Below are 16,406 nucleotides of genomic sequence, written 5' to 3'. Positions count from 1 at the left end.
GCCCGGCAAATAGAGGAATAAAATTTGTGACTAAGTAAAAAAGCGCCCTACTTATAGGGCGCTTTTTTTATACTTAATGACTAATACTAGCTGTTGGATATAATGTTGTTCCTCCAATTGAAACTTTTATTTCATTTGTTAATGGAACGTTTTGTTCATTAATAATTGTTCTCCACCATTCCCATGCAAGACCTGTACATTCTCTTGCTACAATTTTTATATTTTTTGAGTTCGGTGGAAGAGGGATAACTGTAGAGTAATGAGCCGTTTTGTCTTTTCCGCTACCATCCCATGTTTTATGTGTTAGTACTTCGTTACCCTTTTGGTCAAATGTGAATTCATCCCAAGATACATCAAATTGAGCAACGTAAGCACCGTAATGATCAAGTGTCATTTTAGCACTTGAATATTCTGTAGTTGTCGTCTCAATATAATCTGTATTGTTATGAACAGCAGCAGTTGCATTATCTTTTAAGAAAGTACTTGTATATGAAATTGGGTATGCTGGATTTTTAAGACTTAATTCAGCATTATCTTTAATAATATTTCGGATTTCATTGAAATCTTTAGTAACAACCTTGTTATGCTCTTTCGCATCTCCGCCTAATACTACAGCAGTAAAGGTACTTTCTTCAAAAATATCTTTATACTGTCCACTTGTTTCAACACTGTTATCCTTAAGTAAGGCTTTAAAAGCAGCTTGTACATCTTTGCTCTTAGATGTTGTTTCTAATTTTACATAAATCGTTCTACCATAAGCTACATTTGAAACCATAACAGGTGGAGCCGAATTACTTACGCCTTTTCGAGTTAACTCATCAAAAGTAACGCTATTATCAAAAAGGTCGGATGGATTGTTAGGTAGTTCAGCACTTACCGTATAAAATATTTGCTTATACGCCGCTACCATCACTTTTTTCTCTCCATTTGCAACCGCATTAAAATCAATGTTTAGACTGTTATCAAGATATTTAGCGTTAACATTAAGAGCGCTTGCGATTTGCGATTTACTATAAACCATGGATTCCGTATACTGCATTCTTGCAGGCAACGTATGTGTTGTAGAATACTTTTCATTCCAAGTAGATACTAAATCGTCTACTGCTCCAGCTACATTACCATATGTCGGATTTTGGACAGTGATTGTATTTTCTTTTCTCATGCCCGGTAAGTCTATACTAATATTCAAAGGCTTTCTCTTAGCCACTAATAAACTCGGTTGATTGTCTGCAAAAGCTTTATTTGCAAGTTGTACAGCTCCTGGATACGTGCGATTCACTACAGAATCAATAATTGAAATATCGACTGGTGACGTTGTAAGTGATTTTTTTTCGCGTTCTACTACTACAAATTTACCATTTGAATTGATACTTTCTTTCGGAACAAAACTCTCTACTTTATCACCATTTACAGCTAAAACCTCTTGATTATTATATTTAAGATTTGCTATACCAGTATCAATGCCACTAGCATTTTTGGTTACATCAGTTGCATTACTTGCTTGTGTTTCTGCGAAGGAAATAGATGAATAATTAATAGTGCATAGACTAACTAATAAACATGCAAGGAACTTTCTTCTTTTAGTGTTTTTCTTAATATTCAGAAAAATCACCCCGTTCTTTTTTTAGTAAAATATAATAATGATTGCTAACTAATAAATTTACATAAATGCTTTTAAAAGTTCTTGAATTAACGGGATTACGCCACCTACAAATTTTAAAACTGCCATTGCGATTTCCATATTATTTCCTCCTTTTTATTGCTACGAAATTTTGATTTATCTTTATGCCCTCATTATAGTGATCCCTTACACTTTTATCAATACACTCTGATATGCAATATTACATATAAAAAACCAAGCTGAATTCTTTTAAAAAGTTATACAGAGATATTTTTTTCGTTTGGTACATACTTGAAAAGGTGAAGCATTCTTTTGCATTTTATAAGTAATCACATAAAAAAGCTGCTGCCTATAAAATACAGACAGCAACTTTAACTAGAGTGGCTTGCATAATCTGCGCAAGACATTTTATAACTAATAAACGGCGATCGGCCCATAAGGACCATTAATAATCTCTATTTTTGTTTCAAAAATATCTGTCAAAAGTGTTGAGTCCATAACCTCTTCTACTGTTCCAAAAGCAGCAATTTGTCCATCTTTCATAGCACAAATTTTATCCGAGTATTTAGCTGCAAAATTTATGTCATGCATAACCGTCAAAATTGTTCTTCCAAATTCATTAGCTGCACGTCTTAAATGCTCCATCATTTGAACAGAACGAGCAACATCAAGGTTGTTCAAAGGTTCGTCCAAAAGTACATATTCCGTCTCTTGGCACAGTACCATCGCTACATATGCCCTTTGTCTTTGACCACCAGAAAGCTCATCTAAATATCTATTCTCTAAACTAGTTAAATCTAAGAAATCGATATATTTAGAAATGATAACCTCATCTTCTTTAGTCAACCTTCCCTTTGAATAAGGAAAGCGCCCAAATCCAACTAATTGTCTAACTGTAAGCCTAGTTACAAAATGATTTTCTTGTCGCAATATAGTCAAAACTTTTGCTAAGTCTTTTGATTTGGATTCAGAAACATCCATATTTGCTACCTGAATTTGGCCTTCATCCATATCTAAAAGTCTGCCAATCATCAAAAGTGTCGTTGACTTTCCAGCACCATTTGGTCCAATTAAAGAAGTAAAGCCTGCTTTTGGTATTTCAATATCCAAAGGTCCTATTTTTACCTTATCAGTATAGAACTTTTTAACATTATCAATTTTTATCATAAAGCCCTCTTCCTTAAAACTATAGTTAAGAATATGATTCCACCAAATAATTCAATAATAACTGAAACTACACCTTGAGCATGGAATACATGATACATTAAAAAGTATGCGCTCGTCATTATTAAAAATCCTATAGCAAAAGCCATCGGAAAAATATATCTATGATCATAAGTTGACGCTGCCTGATAACTCAAAGTTGCCACTAAAAAGCCGTAGAAAGTAAGTGGCCCAATTAGAGCTGTTGAAATGGACATTAAAATAGCTACTAATACAAGCGTATAAATTACACTAGGTTGGTATTTAACTCCAAAAGAAGTAGCAACATCCTTTCCTAGTGACAAAACATTCAAATTCTTAGAATGAGCAAAAATTAATACTGCTACAATTATGATCATAGGAATTACAATAGGAAAATATGCAGGATCTGCATGATTAACAGAACCAAATAATCTTGCTTGTAAAATATCAAATTCTGAAGGCGCAAGTAGTTTTCTCATGAAAGTTGACACTGAATTTAGCCCGGTACCAATAATAATTCCAACTAAAAGCATAAGTTGTAAATTCCCGTATTTACCGGAAAGTAACCATCCATAAAGTATCAAACTCATGAAGACCATAACAACAACTTGGAATAAAAATGATCCAATTCCATTAAAATTTATTAACGCACTAGCACCAAAGAAGAATACTGTACTCGTTTGAATTGCTGAATAAAGTGATTCGAAACCTAAAAGCGATGGAGTAATAATTTTATTATTCGTAATAGATTGGAAAGCAACTGTCGACAAGCTATGGCAAACCGCAGCAATAATCATTGCAACAATAGCTACTATCCTTCTCTTAACGACTGGGATAAAAGAAGGTGAATCTATCGGAACTGGATTGTTATAAACTAAAAGTCCATATGAAGAAAGAAGACCTAAAGCAATCAATGTTATCAGTAAAATCCAATAACGTCTTGCTTCCTTCTTAGACCGAAAAGCGCTAGCTGATCTACTTTCATTATGAAGGCTAGAATCGATTTCGACATTTTCTTTTTTTCTATATTCTAATGTGATCATCGTAGCCTCCTTGGTTTTCTTTGTCTCAATAAAATAGTAATAAACACGACTGCTCCCACTGTTGCAAGTATTAAAGAAACAGGTAATTCAAAAGGCTGTATAATTGTTCGAGAAATGATGTCACAGGCAGTTATTGATCCCATTCCGATCACACAAACCCAAGGTAAATTACTCCTAAGGTCATCACCTCTAAACATTGAAACGATATTTGGCACAATTAATCCCAAGAAAGGTAAGTGTCCAATAACAGCTGCAACAATTCCAACTGCAACCGAGATAAGAGCAGTCCCAAAAAGAACAATTCTATTGTAATTAACTCCAAGACTTGTTGCGACATCTTCTCCTAGTCCAGCTAAAGTCAATCTGTTAGCATACATAAAAATAAGAAAAGTAATGATAACAATCAGCCATAAATATTCATATCTTCCGACCTGAACGTTAGCAAATGAACCTACAAACCAAGTTTCAATACTTTGCGTCTTTTGAAAAAGGAGTCCTAAAAAAGTAGACACTGCAGAAATTACTGCTCCAAGCATCAATCCAATAATCGGAACAATTAAAGACGAACGAAGCTTAACTCTTCTTAAAAATAGAAAGAAAATCATAGTTCCTATAAAAGAAAAAATGATTGCACCAGTCATTCTTTGAACTAAAGTCGGGGCAGGAAATAATAAATACACAAAAAGCAGGCCTAAGCCTGACCATTCAATAGTCCCCGTTGTAGTAGGTTCAACAAAGCGATTCTGTGTAATGAGTTGCATGACGAGCCCTGCCATCGCCATCGCAGCTCCAGTAAGCATTAATGCAGCTGTTCTCGGAACACGAGTTATGAAAAACATCTCTGTCCCGTCCTCTTGTCCACGTATATCATAAACTCCAGTAAACAGTGATATAATCCCTAAAATTATAACAACTATAACTGCTATTATAAAAGGTTTTGTCCATATTTTATTTTGATTATAAAACTGGGGTTGAGAAATATTCTCAACCCTAGAAATCATATTTTTTGACACTGTTTCGTACTCCTTTACACTACTTAGCTAAAGTTTTTGCCATATTTCCAAATAACTCTATATAAGTTTGAATTGATTCATTCGTGTAAGTATCTTCTGGTGCATAAATAACTTGTTTTTTAGAAACAGCAGTTGTGTTTTGAAGAGCAGGTGATTTAGAAATAACATCCTTAGCAGGTGTTGACTTAGCTGCATCAGATGTTGCAGCATCACGATCTAATACGAAAATCCAATCAGGATTTGTTTGTGCAATAGCTTCAACAGAAACGTCATCACCTTTATGACCTGCAGTAGAATTTGAAACTTCTAACGCTGGAGTCCAACCGAAAATTTCATACATTGGTCCCCAAACACGACCAGAATGTGGAGCAGCAAAACCAATATTACCACCAGTAACGATAACACTCATAACTTTATCTTTTCCGTTATAAGCAGATTTTGCTTTTTCAATAGATTTATCAAAATCAGCTACTAATTGTTTAGCTTCTTTATCTTTATTAAAGATTTTTCCTAAAGTAACTGTAGAATCTTTAAGTCCTTTTACTAAGTTTTCGCCAGGCTTAGTAGCTTTCTCAGAAACATCAAAATTAAGATCAATAACTGCTGCATTTGGTACTAATTTTTTGATTTCTTCGTAATGGTCAGCAAATCTTTGACCAACAATTACAAGTTCAGGATTTGCCGCTGCAATAATTTCTAGATTTGGTTCACGGTGATTCCCAATATTTTGAACTTTTTCATCCTTTTTATATGCTGAATCAGCAGGCATGATATCCTTTGGAGCAGCCGCTAATTTAATTCCCCAATCAGATAAAGTTTCAAACGTTCTGTTATCCAAAGCAACTACATTCTTTGGGTTTACAGGGACTTTAACAGTTCCATGAGCATCAGTGATTTCAACCGTTTTTGGCTTATCACTACCATTATCTTTATTATTAGCCTTCGAAGTTTCTTTACTTGAATCTGAGCAAGCTACTAACATTAAAGTGAAAACTGCTAGAATACTCACTAATTTTAAAAGCATAGATTTTTTCATATGTATACTCCTTATAGTGTGATTTATTTCGAAAATGATGACATCCATAGATTGAATTAGAAAGTAACTTTTATTCAATTGAATCGCTATTGATAATCATTTTCATTTGAACATCCTGTTAATTAGTATAGTCATTAATTCTGTGAAAATCTTGTGAATGGTGTGAATTCATAAAATCAGGCAAACAAAGTAATATATGAAGTCGGGCGTGTTGATTAACCTTTATTCTTCAGAGCGTGTCGATTTTTTTCGAGTAGACACTTTCAGTAGATCTGGTCTCAACTCGTCCCCTCCACACTACCCAAAAGATGCTCATTAATAGCTAATGTTTTCATAATCCATTGCCTGATAGAAATATTCTTTTTACAGTTTTCATCTATTAATATTTCTCAGAAACTATTTGATTATCACATTTAACAAAAAAACGAGTAAAACTGAATGAAATAGTTTTACTCTTTTTCTATTACCTTATTTTATCATTCAATCATTGAATAGCCTCTGCCGTGTATCGTTTGAATATATCTCTCTTTCTTCTCGCACTTTAACTTTTTTCTTACATACCCAATATATAAGTCTACTACATTTGGATTTACTACTATATTATATCCCCATACTTGATTCAAAAGCATTTCACGGCTCAATATTGTGTTTTTATTCTTGATTAAAAATACAAGTAAATCGTACTCCCGCTTAGTAAGCGAGAGGTTTTTGCCACCTTTTTTCACAATATTGCTAGATGCATCAACAAAGAGATCTTTAAACTGAAAAAAGTTTATCTCCTTTTGCTGGTTACAATCACTTCTCCTTAAAATTGCTTGAACTCTTGCTACTAATTCTTCTTTCGCAAATGGTTTTCTTATATAATCATCTGCTCCTGCTTGTAACCCTGCTACGCAATCCTTACTAGAAATATTGTCAGTCACAATAATGATCGGTGTCGTTTTAACAAGTCGTATTTGTCTGCAAATTTCTGGTCCAGATATACTTAATGAATCCCAATCCAATATGATAATATCCCAATCTTGTTCATATATTATATTTAAACCTTCGTTTTCATTGTGAAGTTTTAAAATGAAGTAACCTTCTTGCGTTAAACCGCTTACGATTTTCTTTGCTGAAGACCGTTCATTTTTAATCACCAACACCTGCTTCACCGATGGTTCACCTCTACTTCAATATAAATTATTTAGATAAAAAAATTATCCCGAAAAAATAATTTAAGATTTATAAATTTAAAACCCCTAAATAATCCATTAAAACAGTTTATTAGGAGAACTCTATATAATCTTACAATAGGTATGGATAAAAACACAAAACATATGAAGATTCAAATAAAGTGAAAAAATAATAAGAACTCAACAATTGGGCGTTTACTAGCAGCTATATTATCTACCTGCTTATCGTCAATAACCATTTCTTCATTTTCTATTTCAGGGATATCGTCCCATCAACTTCAGCATTCTATAAAACCACAAACAAAAAGAACCATAACCTCGCCAACCTGGCAAAGTTATGGTTCATATTATATAAAATAAAAAAACCACCAAATATGTATTGGTGGAGACGGTGGGAGTCGAACCCACGTCCAAAAATATCGGCACTTAAGCTTCTACGAGTGTAGTCGATATATTAGCATTTCGCGAACTCTTCGGCCTATCGACAGGCTTCCAAGTTGCTAGTCTGGTTGTTCTCTTCCTTTGTCCTCAGACGGCGAACTCCGGCGTAGTCCACTTAGTTTGAGTCCCTTACCCTACCACATGGACGATGGAGGGAGGAACCTTTAGTGCAATTAAGCAGCTAAAGAAAGATTGTTTTGTTTGCCAATTATAGGCTTTGACGTTTTAACGAGGCCGATCCCCTCGACTCGCAACCTAAGCTCGAACTATCCCTGTCGAATCCGTAACGTCCCCATGATAAAAATGGAGCATACGAAGAAAATATCGTGATAGCTACTAAGAGCTGTTTTTCAATGTGCAACAACCTTACATAAGTTATTATAACATACGCGCTCCATTTTACAAATGTAAATATCTGTATTACATCTTTTGGCGATCACGGAACGCGCGTGCAATTTCACGTTTAGCTTCTTTCTCTTTTAAATCGTGACGTTTATCATATTGCTTCTTACCTTTTGCTAAACCAAGTGCCATCTTTGCAAATCCATTTTTCAAATAAATTCTAAGTGGAACTAATGCGTAACCTGTTTCTTTCGCAGCGCCCGCTAGTTTATCAATTTCTTTTTTATGCAGAAGTAATTTTCTCGTACGAAGTGGATCATGGTTGAAACGATTCCCTTGTTCGTACGTATTAATGTGCATATTATGAACCCATACTTCACCATTATGTACACGTGCAAACGCATCTTTCAAGTTTACGCGTCCAGCGCGAATCGACTTAATTTCCGTTCCTTGAAGGACAAGCCCTGCTTCGTATGTTTCTTCGATGAAATAATCATGAAATGCTTTTTTATTCTGTGCAATAACCTTACCTGTACCCTTTGGCATATAACGTCCCTCCTCTATTTTTACTATTGTAACAAATGTTAATAAAAAGCGAAAGTGGCTCGCTCAGAATCTTTGGACATTGGAACTCCCGACAGAGAAGCGCTTTTTGCTTCGTCCGAGGGAGTGAAATGGCCAACAGATTCTAGCCACTGTAGCTAGATTCCATCAAAAAGCGAAAGTGGCTCGCTCAGAATGTGAGATGGATGGAGCTTCTGACCTTGAGGCGCTCTTTGCCTCTCGGGAAGAAGTGAAGCCGCCGAACATTCTAGCCACTGTAGCTGGATTCCATCAAAAAGCGAAAGTGGCTCGTTCAGAATGTGAGGTGGATGGAGCTTCTGACCTTGAGGCGCTCTTTGCCTCTGGGGAAGAAGCGAAGCCGCCAAACATTCTAGCCACTGTAGCTGGATTCCGATAAAAAGCGAAAGTGGCTCGCTCTCAAGCCACGAAGAAAAAAGAAAACGGCCCCGCTTTTCATCAAAGCGAAGCCACTCTTTTCTTACTTACGCTTTTTCTTTTTCTTCTTGAATCCTGGTACGTTTTCGAAGAATGCTTTTTTCTTCTTACCGTTACCATCTTTTTTTCCCGGCTGGCTAGCAGAAGCGGATGCAGATGCAGATCCTCTTCCTTTTCCTTTACCACCACGGTCAAATTTTCTACCTGTGCCACGTTCACCGCCGCGCTCATTACTGCGCTCGCTACGTCCACCGCGTTTCTTTCTGCCTGTTCTTGGCTGCTCGATAACGACTGGACGATCTTTGAACTTACGGCGAGGTGTGCCTTTCATACCAACGATTTCAAAGTCGATTGCACGCTCGTCTTTGTTTACGTTAATAACGCGAATTGTAATTTCGTCACCGATGCGGAATACGTTTCCTGTACGTTCTCCGATCATAGCGAAATGTTGCTCGTCATAACGGTAGTAATCATCCGTTAAATAACTAACGTGTACAAGACCTTCAATTGTATTTGGAAGCTCTACGAATAAACCGAAGTTTGTTACAGAGCTAATCATACCGTCATACTCTTCACCGATCTTATCAACCATATACTCTGCTTTTTTCATCTCATCTGTTTCACGCTCTGCTTCAACAGCACGGCGTTCCATATTAGAAGAGTGCTCTGCAATCTCAGGTAATTTTTCACGCCATTTTGCTTGCGTTTCATTGTCGACTTTACCATTAATAATGTATTCACGAATTAATCTATGAACAATTGTATCTGGGTAACGACGAATTGGTGATGTGAAATGTGTGTAGAACTCAGTTGATAAACCGAAATGTCCTAAACTATCCGCATCGTAACGAGCTTGCTTCATAGAACGAAGCATAACTGTTGAAATAACTACTTCTTCTGGCTGTCCTTGAACCATTTCAAGAATTTGTTGTAGCGCGCGAGGATGCACTTCATTCGCACGTCCTTTTACTGCATATCCGAAGTTCGTTACAAACTCGAAGAAACGCTCAAGCTTATCTTCTTTCGGATCTTCATGGACACGGTACATGAATGGTACGTTCATCCAGTGGAAGTGCTCTGCTACTGTTTCATTCGCAACAAGCATAAATTCTTCAATTAACTTCTCTGATACAGAACGATCGCGCATGACAACGTCTGTCGGTTTTCCTTCTTCATCCACTAATACTTTCGCTTCTTTAAAGTCAAAGTCAATTGCACCACGGCGCATACGTTTTTCACGTAAAATTTGTGCCAATTGGCCCATCTCTTTAAACATCGGTACTAACGGCTCATAACGCTTAATTAACTCTTCGTCCTCATCTTCTAAAATGCTTCTTACGTCAGCATACGTCATACGTTCTGTTGTTTTAATCACACTTTGGAAAATCTCGTGTTTAACAACATCACCTAAGTTGTTGATTTCCATTTCACAAGATAATGTCAGACGGTCTACTTTCGGATTTAATGAACAAATCCCGTTAGATAGACGGTGTGGAATCATCGGAATTACACGGTCAACAAGATACACACTCGTCGCTCTTTCCGCTGCTTCAACATCAATTGGAGAACCTTCTTGAACGTAATGACTTACGTCCGCAATGTGAACGCCAAGCTTGTAGTTACCGTTCTCGAGCTTCGTTACTGTAACAGCATCATCTAAGTCTTTCGCATCTGCACCATCAATCGTTACGATCATTTGGTCACGTAGATCACGGCGATCTTTTAAATCTTCTTCTGAAATCGTTTCTGGTACACTGTTTGCATGTTCCATCACTTCTTCAGGGAACGCTAAAGGCAAGTGATGTTTATGAATGACAGATAAAATATCTACTCCTGGATCATTTTTATGACCTAGAATTTGAATAACTTCACCTTCTGCACTTAAACGATTCTCTGGATAGCTCGTAATTTTCACAACTACTTTATGACCTTCTACAGCGCCCATAGATGCACTTTTCAATACGAAAATGTCACTTGTCCAGCGCTTATTGTCAGGTATAACGAACCCAAAGTTTTTCGATTCTGTATATGTACCAACTAACTCTTTCGTTCCGCGTTCTAAAATGCGTACAATTGAACCTTCTTGACGCGAACCACTCGATCGGGAACTAAGGCGTGCTAATACTGTATCGCCATGAAGCGCACCGTTTAATTCTGTAGGCGGTATGAAAAGGTCATCGTCTCCCGTTTTCTTCTCATCTGGTACAACGAATGCAAAACCACGTGCATGTCCAATTAACTTACCGCGTATTAAATTCATCTTTTCAGGAAGACCGTAACGGTTGCTACGAGTACGAATAACAAGTCCCTTTTCTTCCATCGTTACAAGTGCCTTTACGAAATCTTTAAAGCCCTCAGAACCTTCAATCCCAAATGCCTCTTCTAACTCTTGTATCGTTAGCGGTTTATACGCTTCTTCTCTCATAAATAATAACAACTTATCAATATGTTCTTGTATGATTTCTTCCAAGCAAAAATACCTCCTTTAAAACCTTATATTATTTAGTGTATCCGAAAGATAGGGGATGTATAAAGTGAAACTTCAATACTCCCCTTATGATTTTTACAGTTTTCACAAAAAATTCCTTATGAAAAAAAGAGGCAACTAGATCTTACCAATCTAGTTGCTCCAAGAAGTTATATACATCCTCATGTAGCTCGTCACGTTGTTTATCAAGTGTAATGACATGCGTAGAGTCTTCATACCATTTAATGTCTTTTAACGTAGATTCTACACCGTTATAAATAATGTTAGCACTATCTGTATTAATCATTTCGTCATGACGTGCTTGTACAACAAATGTTGGTGCATAAATCATATCCACATTGTTACGTACGTCAGCAATTAATTGTTGTAATGCTTTTAATGTATTCATTGGTGTCTTTTGGAATTCCAACATTTCTTGTTCAATTTGTTCTGGTGATTTTTGCTCACGTTTTTTATATTCGCGGGCATATGCCAATATACCTTGGTACATCGTTTCTTCGCTCTTAATATACATCGGTGCACACATTGGTACTACACCTAAAACCGGTACTGTATAACCTAATTTTAAAGAAAATACGCCGCCAAGTGACAATCCAACAACAGCAATTTTCTCAAAACCTTTATCTTTTAAAAGCTGATATGCCTCCGTTACATCTTGCCACCAATCTGTAGGACCTGTATGAACAAGCTCTTCTGGTGGTACACCGTGCCCTTTATAAATTGGCGCATGACAAGTGTAGCCTTTCTTTTCTAAGAAACGCCCTAACATACGTACATCAGCTGAGTTCCCTGTGAATCCATGTAGTAATAAAACAGCGCGGTCTCCACCCTCAAATGTAAATGGTTTCGGAGATGCTAATTTCATCATGTACTTCTCCTCTTTCTCTTCTGTAATCTAGTCGTATTCTTTCTATATCTTAGTGTACCATATTTATATTTCTATAATCTAATTAGAAACATCTTTCAAATGGCAAAACAAAAAAAGAAGAACCATTAGTACATTTTACTAACGCTTCTTCTTTCAATTCTATAAGTTCAAGTACGTAACACCAATTGTTAATGCGAAGAACAATACAGCTAAAACAATTGTAATGCGGTTTAATACCGCTTCAATCCCACGTGCTTTTTGCTTACCAAATAATTGCTCTGCACCGCCTGAAATTGCACCTGAAAGGCCTGAGCTATTACTAGACTGCATAAGTACCATAACAATCATTAAAATCGATACAATAATAAGTAAAACTGATAATAACGTATGCACTTGGCGTACCTCCTACAAAGATTCAGTTATTGTAACTGTAGCATAAATTCTATAGAAAAGCGAGAGCTATAGAGGCGCTCTCGCTTTTCTTCTATTACATAAACATCATCGCAAATAACGGTCCAAGTAAACATGTCAAAATTGCTGTTAATGTCATTGTTACCGATCCAATAACACCTTCATGTTCGTTATTTTTCATCGCTCTCATAACACCCATAATATGAGAAGCACATCCAAATCCGATACCTTTACCAACTGAGTTTGTAACACGACTCCATTTTAATAAAAGGGGTCCTGTAATCGTTCCAGTAATACCTGCGATAACAACGAAAGCTGCTGTTAAGGAAGGTACACCACCGACTTGCTCTGAAACACTCATCGCAACTGGCATTGTCACCGATTTTGGTAAAGACGATAAGATTAAGCTTTTATCCGTTCCCATAAGTGAAGCAATCGCAAAATCACTAGCGATTGCAACTGTTGTACCTACTAATACACCACCAGCAATCGGTACAACATATTTTTGCAGAACATGACGTTGTTTATAAAGAGGAATTGCAAATGCTACAACACCGGGTCCAAGTAACTTTGCAATCCAGCCACCACCACTTTCCATATAATGTTGATATGGTATATCAAGCACGATAAATAAGAAAGCCATTAATCCAGTTGCTACAAGCATTGGAATGGTGAATGGTGTTGGAAATAATTTATAGATTTTTTTAGATAATTGATATAATAGCACCGTAAAAAGAACCCAACCGACTCCGATTAATATTTGGCTCATCGCGACTCTCTTTCCTTCCTATTCGCAAGATATTGTCCTGTATGTCCTGCGACAATAATAATTAAAAATGTACTCGCTACAACTGTAATGAAAAGAGAAATTCCTTTACTCATAAAAAAAGCACCGTAATTCATTAGGCCAAGCGTTGGCGGAATTAATAAAAACGGCATAATAGCAACGAGTGTTTCTGCTCCTAAATCGAACCATTTCACTGGAAGAACTTTTAGGCTAAGTAAAACAAGTAAGAGGAACATTCCAATCAAACTTCCTGGGATCGGAATATTTAACATTTCTTGTACCCAAGTTCCAACCATATAAAAAACGTAAAGAGCAGCAATTTGGACAAGAATCTTTGTAAATTTCATGTTCATCATCCCTCATGTTTATACGATCTTCTGTTAATATCTTTATCATAGTATAAATTGTAAAAAGCTGCAATTTATCAACTTGACAGCAAAAACAGCCTATGTTATACGCTTACAACCTTGATATGACTGCATTTCTAAACGAAAATTACGTCAAAAACCTTGACCTAATATAAAAAGTTTTTATTTTCTGAATTTAAAAGACTATTATTTCAATAAAATAATCTTTTTATTCTTAAACTTACATATATATAAAGTGAAACTTTAATCAATGAGATTCCCCTCATCCTTATTGATTATTAGCCCTCACCAAGCTGGTTTGTACGGGATAAACAAGATAGGTGGTGAACATATGCCCAAAAAAGTTCTCATTTTTTGTGATCCTGGGATTGATGATACGATGGCTCTCCTCTTAGCATTCTTTATCGATGAAATAGAAATTGTCGGTATCGTTGCTGATTACGGCAATGTTCCAAAAAAAATGGCCGTAGAAAATGCTCATTTTTTTAATAACGAAACAAAGAATAGAAATATCAAGATATTCGGTGGTTCAGAACGTCCCCTTACTGGTGCCCCACCTGCGTTTTTTACGGATGTACATGGGAAACAGGGGCTCGGTCCAATTATTCCAAAGGTGAATGTGACTAACGGAGAAATGGAGAATTTTTTTGAAGTCATTCCTCTTATTGAACAGTATAAAGATGAATTAATCATTGTAAGTTTAGGAAGACTTACCTCCCTAGCAATTTTATTCATCGTATGTAAACAGTTAATGAAGCAAGTTAAATCTTACTACGTAATGGGCGGTGCCTTTTTACATCCTGGTAATGTTACCCCTATTTCCGAAGCAAACTTTTATGGCGATCCTACTGCCGCTAATATAGTCCTTCAATCCACAGCTAGCATGTACATATACCCATTAAACGTCACTCAATACTCCATCATTACACCAGAAATGGCAGAATACATTGAGGCAAAAGGAAAAGCTCCACTTGTCAAACCGTTATTTGATCATTATTACTACGGATATTATAAAGACGCCCTACCACATTTAAAGGGGAGCCCCTTCCATGACACAATACCAATACTCGCTTTACTTGATAACTCTATGTTTACCTATCACAAATCACCTATCGTTGTCATGACAGAATCTTATGCACAGGGGGCAAGCATTGGAGAATTTCGCTCTTTAGGAGAATCTAAACCATTTATTGATTGGCCGAGTCATCAAATAGCAATTGATTTTGATTATAACCGCTTCTTCAAACATTTCATGTCACTTATGACGGGTGAACAATTTTAGCATAAAAAAACAGACCGTGATTTCTCACGGTCTGTCGTTTATTTTCTACAATTATCGTTTGATGTTATAGAAAGATTTTACACCATCGTAAACAGCTACTTCGCCTAGCTCGTCTTCGATACGTAATAATTGGTTGTACTTAGCAATACGGTCAGTACGGCTCATAGAACCAGTTTTGATTTGGCCAGCGTTAGTTGCAACTGCGATGTCAGCGATTGTAGCATCTTCAGTTTCACCAGAACGGTGAGATACAACTGCTGTGTAACCAGCACGTTTAGCCATTTCGATAGCTTCGAAAGTCTCAGTTAAAGTACCGATTTGGTTAACTTTAATTAAGATTGAGTTAGAGATACCTTTTTCGATACCTTCAGCAAGTTTTTGAGTGTTAGTTACGAATAAATCGTCACCAACTAATTGTACTTTATCACCGATACGCTCAGTTAATAATTTGTGACCATCCCAGTCGTTTTCGTCTAAACCATCTTCGATAGAGATGATTGGGAAGTCTTTGCAAAGCTCTTCATAGAAATCAACCATTTCTGCAGAAGTTAAGCCAGTACGGCCTTCGCCTGCAAGGTCATATTTACCAGTTTCTTTGTTGTAGAACTCAGAAGAAGCAACGTCCATTCCTAAGAATACGTTCTCGCCAGCTTTGTAACCAGCTTTTTCGATAGCTTCGATGATTACTTCTAGAGCTTCACGGTTAGAACCAAGGTTTGGAGCGAATCCACCTTCGTCACCTACTGCAGTGTTAAGACCTTTGTCATGTAATACAGCTTTAAGTGCATGGAATACTTCAGCACCCATACGGATTGATTCTTTGAATGTTGGAGCACCAACTGGTAAGATCATGAACTCTTGGAAGTCAACGTTGTTATCAGCGTGAGAACCACCGTTGATTATGTTCATCATTGGAGTTGGTAATTGTTTTGCATTGAATCCACCAAGGTAACGGTATAATGGAAGACCTACGAAGTCAGCTGCTGCGTGAGCTACTGCCATAGATACACCAAGGATAGCGTTAGCGCCTAGTTTACCTTTGTTTGGAGTGCCATCTAATTCGATCATAGCACGGTCAATACCAGCTTGGTCAGTTACATCGAAACCAGCGATTTCTGGAGCGATAATTTCGTTAACGTTGTTTACTGCGTTAACAACACCTTTACCAAGGTAACGAGATTTGTCACCGTCACGTAATTCTACTGCTTCGTGCTCACCAGTAGATGCACCACTTGGTACGATAGCGCGTCCGAAAGCGCCGCTTTCTGTGTAAACTTCTACTTCTACAGTTGGGTTACCACGAGAGTCAAGTACTTCGCGAGCATAAACATCAATAATTGTTGACAT

Annotated in this window: 15 protein-coding genes and 1 other RNA gene; 2 read left to right on the top strand and 14 right to left on the bottom strand. The window is 36.7% G+C overall.

Features of this window, described 5'->3' with window-relative positions; all coding sequences use genetic code 11:
* Positions 1-73: 73 nt before the first annotated feature.
* From alo to smpB, 8 genes are all read right to left on the bottom strand, one after another.
* Positions 74-1,612 carry an anthrolysin O/cereolysin O family cholesterol-dependent cytolysin Alo gene (gene alo, locus ACTFN4_RS16585; protein ID WP_000576727.1) on the bottom strand — a complete coding sequence of 513 codons (1,539 nt, stop codon included), beginning with the start codon at positions 1,610-1,612 and terminating at the stop codon, positions 74-76.
* 423 nt (positions 1,613-2,035) lie between these two features.
* Positions 2,036-2,788, bottom strand: a complete 753-nt coding sequence (locus ACTFN4_RS16580; protein WP_000590071.1) for an iron ABC transporter ATP-binding protein — start codon at positions 2,786-2,788, stop codon at positions 2,036-2,038.
* Positions 2,785-3,849, bottom strand: coding sequence for an iron chelate uptake ABC transporter family permease subunit (locus ACTFN4_RS16575; protein WP_000631245.1), 1,065 nt, complete (start codon positions 3,847-3,849; stop codon positions 2,785-2,787). Before ACTFN4_RS16575 ends, ACTFN4_RS16580 begins: the two co-directional genes overlap by 4 nt.
* Positions 3,846-4,862, bottom strand: coding sequence for an ABC transporter permease (locus ACTFN4_RS16570; protein ID WP_410989325.1), 1,017 nt, complete (start codon positions 4,860-4,862; stop codon positions 3,846-3,848). Before ACTFN4_RS16570 ends, ACTFN4_RS16575 begins: the two co-directional genes overlap by 4 nt.
* 19 nt (positions 4,863-4,881) lie before the next feature.
* On the bottom strand, positions 4,882-5,898 hold the full coding sequence (locus tag ACTFN4_RS16565) for a siderophore ABC transporter substrate-binding protein (RefSeq protein WP_000749449.1): 1,017 nt from the start codon (positions 5,896-5,898) through the stop codon (positions 4,882-4,884).
* Between the two features lie 476 nt (positions 5,899-6,374).
* Positions 6,375-7,052 carry a response regulator transcription factor gene (locus ACTFN4_RS16560; RefSeq protein ID WP_000815816.1) on the bottom strand — a complete coding sequence of 226 codons (678 nt, stop codon included), beginning with the start codon at positions 7,050-7,052 and terminating at the stop codon, positions 6,375-6,377.
* Between the two features lie 401 nt (positions 7,053-7,453).
* Positions 7,454-7,808: a transfer-messenger RNA gene (ssrA, locus tag ACTFN4_RS16555) on the bottom strand.
* A 126-nt stretch (positions 7,809-7,934) separates the two neighbouring features.
* Entirely contained in the window at positions 7,935-8,402 is a 468-nt protein-coding gene (smpB, locus tag ACTFN4_RS16550) for an SsrA-binding protein (RefSeq protein WP_001123919.1), read from the bottom strand.
* Between the two features lie 178 nt (positions 8,403-8,580).
* On the opposite strand from smpB, the gene ACTFN4_RS16545 reads away from it, so the two are divergent.
* Entirely contained in the window at positions 8,581-8,817 is a 237-nt protein-coding gene (locus ACTFN4_RS16545; protein ID WP_322211362.1) for a hypothetical protein, read from the top strand.
* Positions 8,818-8,898: 81 nt separating this feature from the next.
* Here the strand turns inward: ACTFN4_RS16545 and rnr are convergent, their stop codons facing one another.
* The 5 genes from rnr to ACTFN4_RS16520 all read right to left on the bottom strand — a co-directional run bounded on the left by rnr (position 8,899) and on the right by ACTFN4_RS16520 (position 13,756).
* The gene (rnr, locus tag ACTFN4_RS16540; protein WP_439962546.1) at positions 8,899-11,325 is read right to left on the bottom strand and encodes a ribonuclease R; all 2,427 of its coding nucleotides are present in this window, start codon (positions 11,323-11,325) and stop codon (positions 8,899-8,901) included.
* Between the two features lie 142 nt (positions 11,326-11,467).
* Positions 11,468-12,208: a carboxylesterase gene (gene estA, locus ACTFN4_RS16535; protein ID WP_000761986.1), complete on the bottom strand. Its 741-nt coding sequence runs from the start codon at positions 12,206-12,208 to the stop codon at positions 11,468-11,470.
* Positions 12,209-12,370: 162 nt separating this feature from the next.
* Positions 12,371-12,604: a preprotein translocase subunit SecG gene (gene secG / locus ACTFN4_RS16530; protein ID WP_000557262.1), complete on the bottom strand. Its 234-nt coding sequence runs from the start codon at positions 12,602-12,604 to the stop codon at positions 12,371-12,373.
* Positions 12,605-12,698: 94 nt separating this feature from the next.
* Entirely contained in the window at positions 12,699-13,391 is a 693-nt protein-coding gene (locus ACTFN4_RS16525; RefSeq protein WP_000078309.1) for an LrgB family protein, read from the bottom strand.
* Entirely contained in the window at positions 13,388-13,756 is a 369-nt protein-coding gene (locus tag ACTFN4_RS16520) for a CidA/LrgA family holin-like protein (protein WP_000673222.1), read from the bottom strand. Before ACTFN4_RS16520 ends, ACTFN4_RS16525 begins: the two co-directional genes overlap by 4 nt.
* 352 nt (positions 13,757-14,108) lie before the next feature.
* Here ACTFN4_RS16520 and ACTFN4_RS16515 point away from each other — a divergent pair, with 352 nt between their 5' ends.
* Positions 14,109-15,059 carry a nucleoside hydrolase gene (locus tag ACTFN4_RS16515; RefSeq protein WP_224201254.1) on the top strand — a complete coding sequence of 317 codons (951 nt, stop codon included), beginning with the start codon at positions 14,109-14,111 and terminating at the stop codon, positions 15,057-15,059.
* A 51-nt stretch (positions 15,060-15,110) separates the two neighbouring features.
* Here ACTFN4_RS16515 and eno read toward each other — a convergent pair whose 3' ends face one another.
* Complete coding sequence (gene eno / locus ACTFN4_RS16510) at positions 15,111-16,406, bottom strand: phosphopyruvate hydratase (protein WP_000103955.1); 1,296 nt, start codon at positions 16,404-16,406, stop codon at positions 15,111-15,113.

Origin of the sequence: Bacillus cereus group sp. MYBK95-2, from assembly GCF_051915225.1 — a bacterium.
Lineage (GTDB): Bacteria > Bacillota > Bacilli > Bacillales > Bacillaceae_G > Bacillus_A > Bacillus_A cereus.
This window is presented reverse-complemented; position numbering and strand designations above follow the sequence as displayed.

Bases quoted from the DNA above. Each gene is read 5' to 3' on its own strand.
- smpB (WP_001123919.1), bottom strand. From the start codon at position 8,402: ATGCCAAAGGGTACAGGTAAGGTTATTGCACAGAATAAAAAAGCATTT.
- ACTFN4_RS16525 (WP_000078309.1), bottom strand. From the start codon at position 13,391: ATGAGCCAAATATTAATCGGAGTCGGTTGGGTTCTTTTTACGGTGCTA.
- ACTFN4_RS16575 (WP_000631245.1), bottom strand. From the start codon at position 3,849: ATGATCACATTAGAATATAGAAAAAAAGAAAATGTCGAAATCGATTCT.
- ACTFN4_RS16515 (WP_224201254.1), top strand. From the start codon at position 14,109: ATGCCCAAAAAAGTTCTCATTTTTTGTGATCCTGGGATTGATGATACG.
- ACTFN4_RS16565 (WP_000749449.1), bottom strand. From the start codon at position 5,898: ATGAAAAAATCTATGCTTTTAAAATTAGTGAGTATTCTAGCAGTTTTC.
- estA (WP_000761986.1), bottom strand. From the start codon at position 12,208: ATGAAATTAGCATCTCCGAAACCATTTACATTTGAGGGTGGAGACCGC.
- eno (WP_000103955.1), bottom strand. From the start codon at position 16,406: ATGTCAACAATTATTGATGTTTATGCTCGCGAAGTACTTGACTCTCGT.
- ACTFN4_RS16520 (WP_000673222.1), bottom strand. From the start codon at position 13,756: ATGAAATTTACAAAGATTCTTGTCCAAATTGCTGCTCTTTACGTTTTT.
- ACTFN4_RS16580 (WP_000590071.1), bottom strand. From the start codon at position 2,788: ATGATAAAAATTGATAATGTTAAAAAGTTCTATACTGATAAGGTAAAA.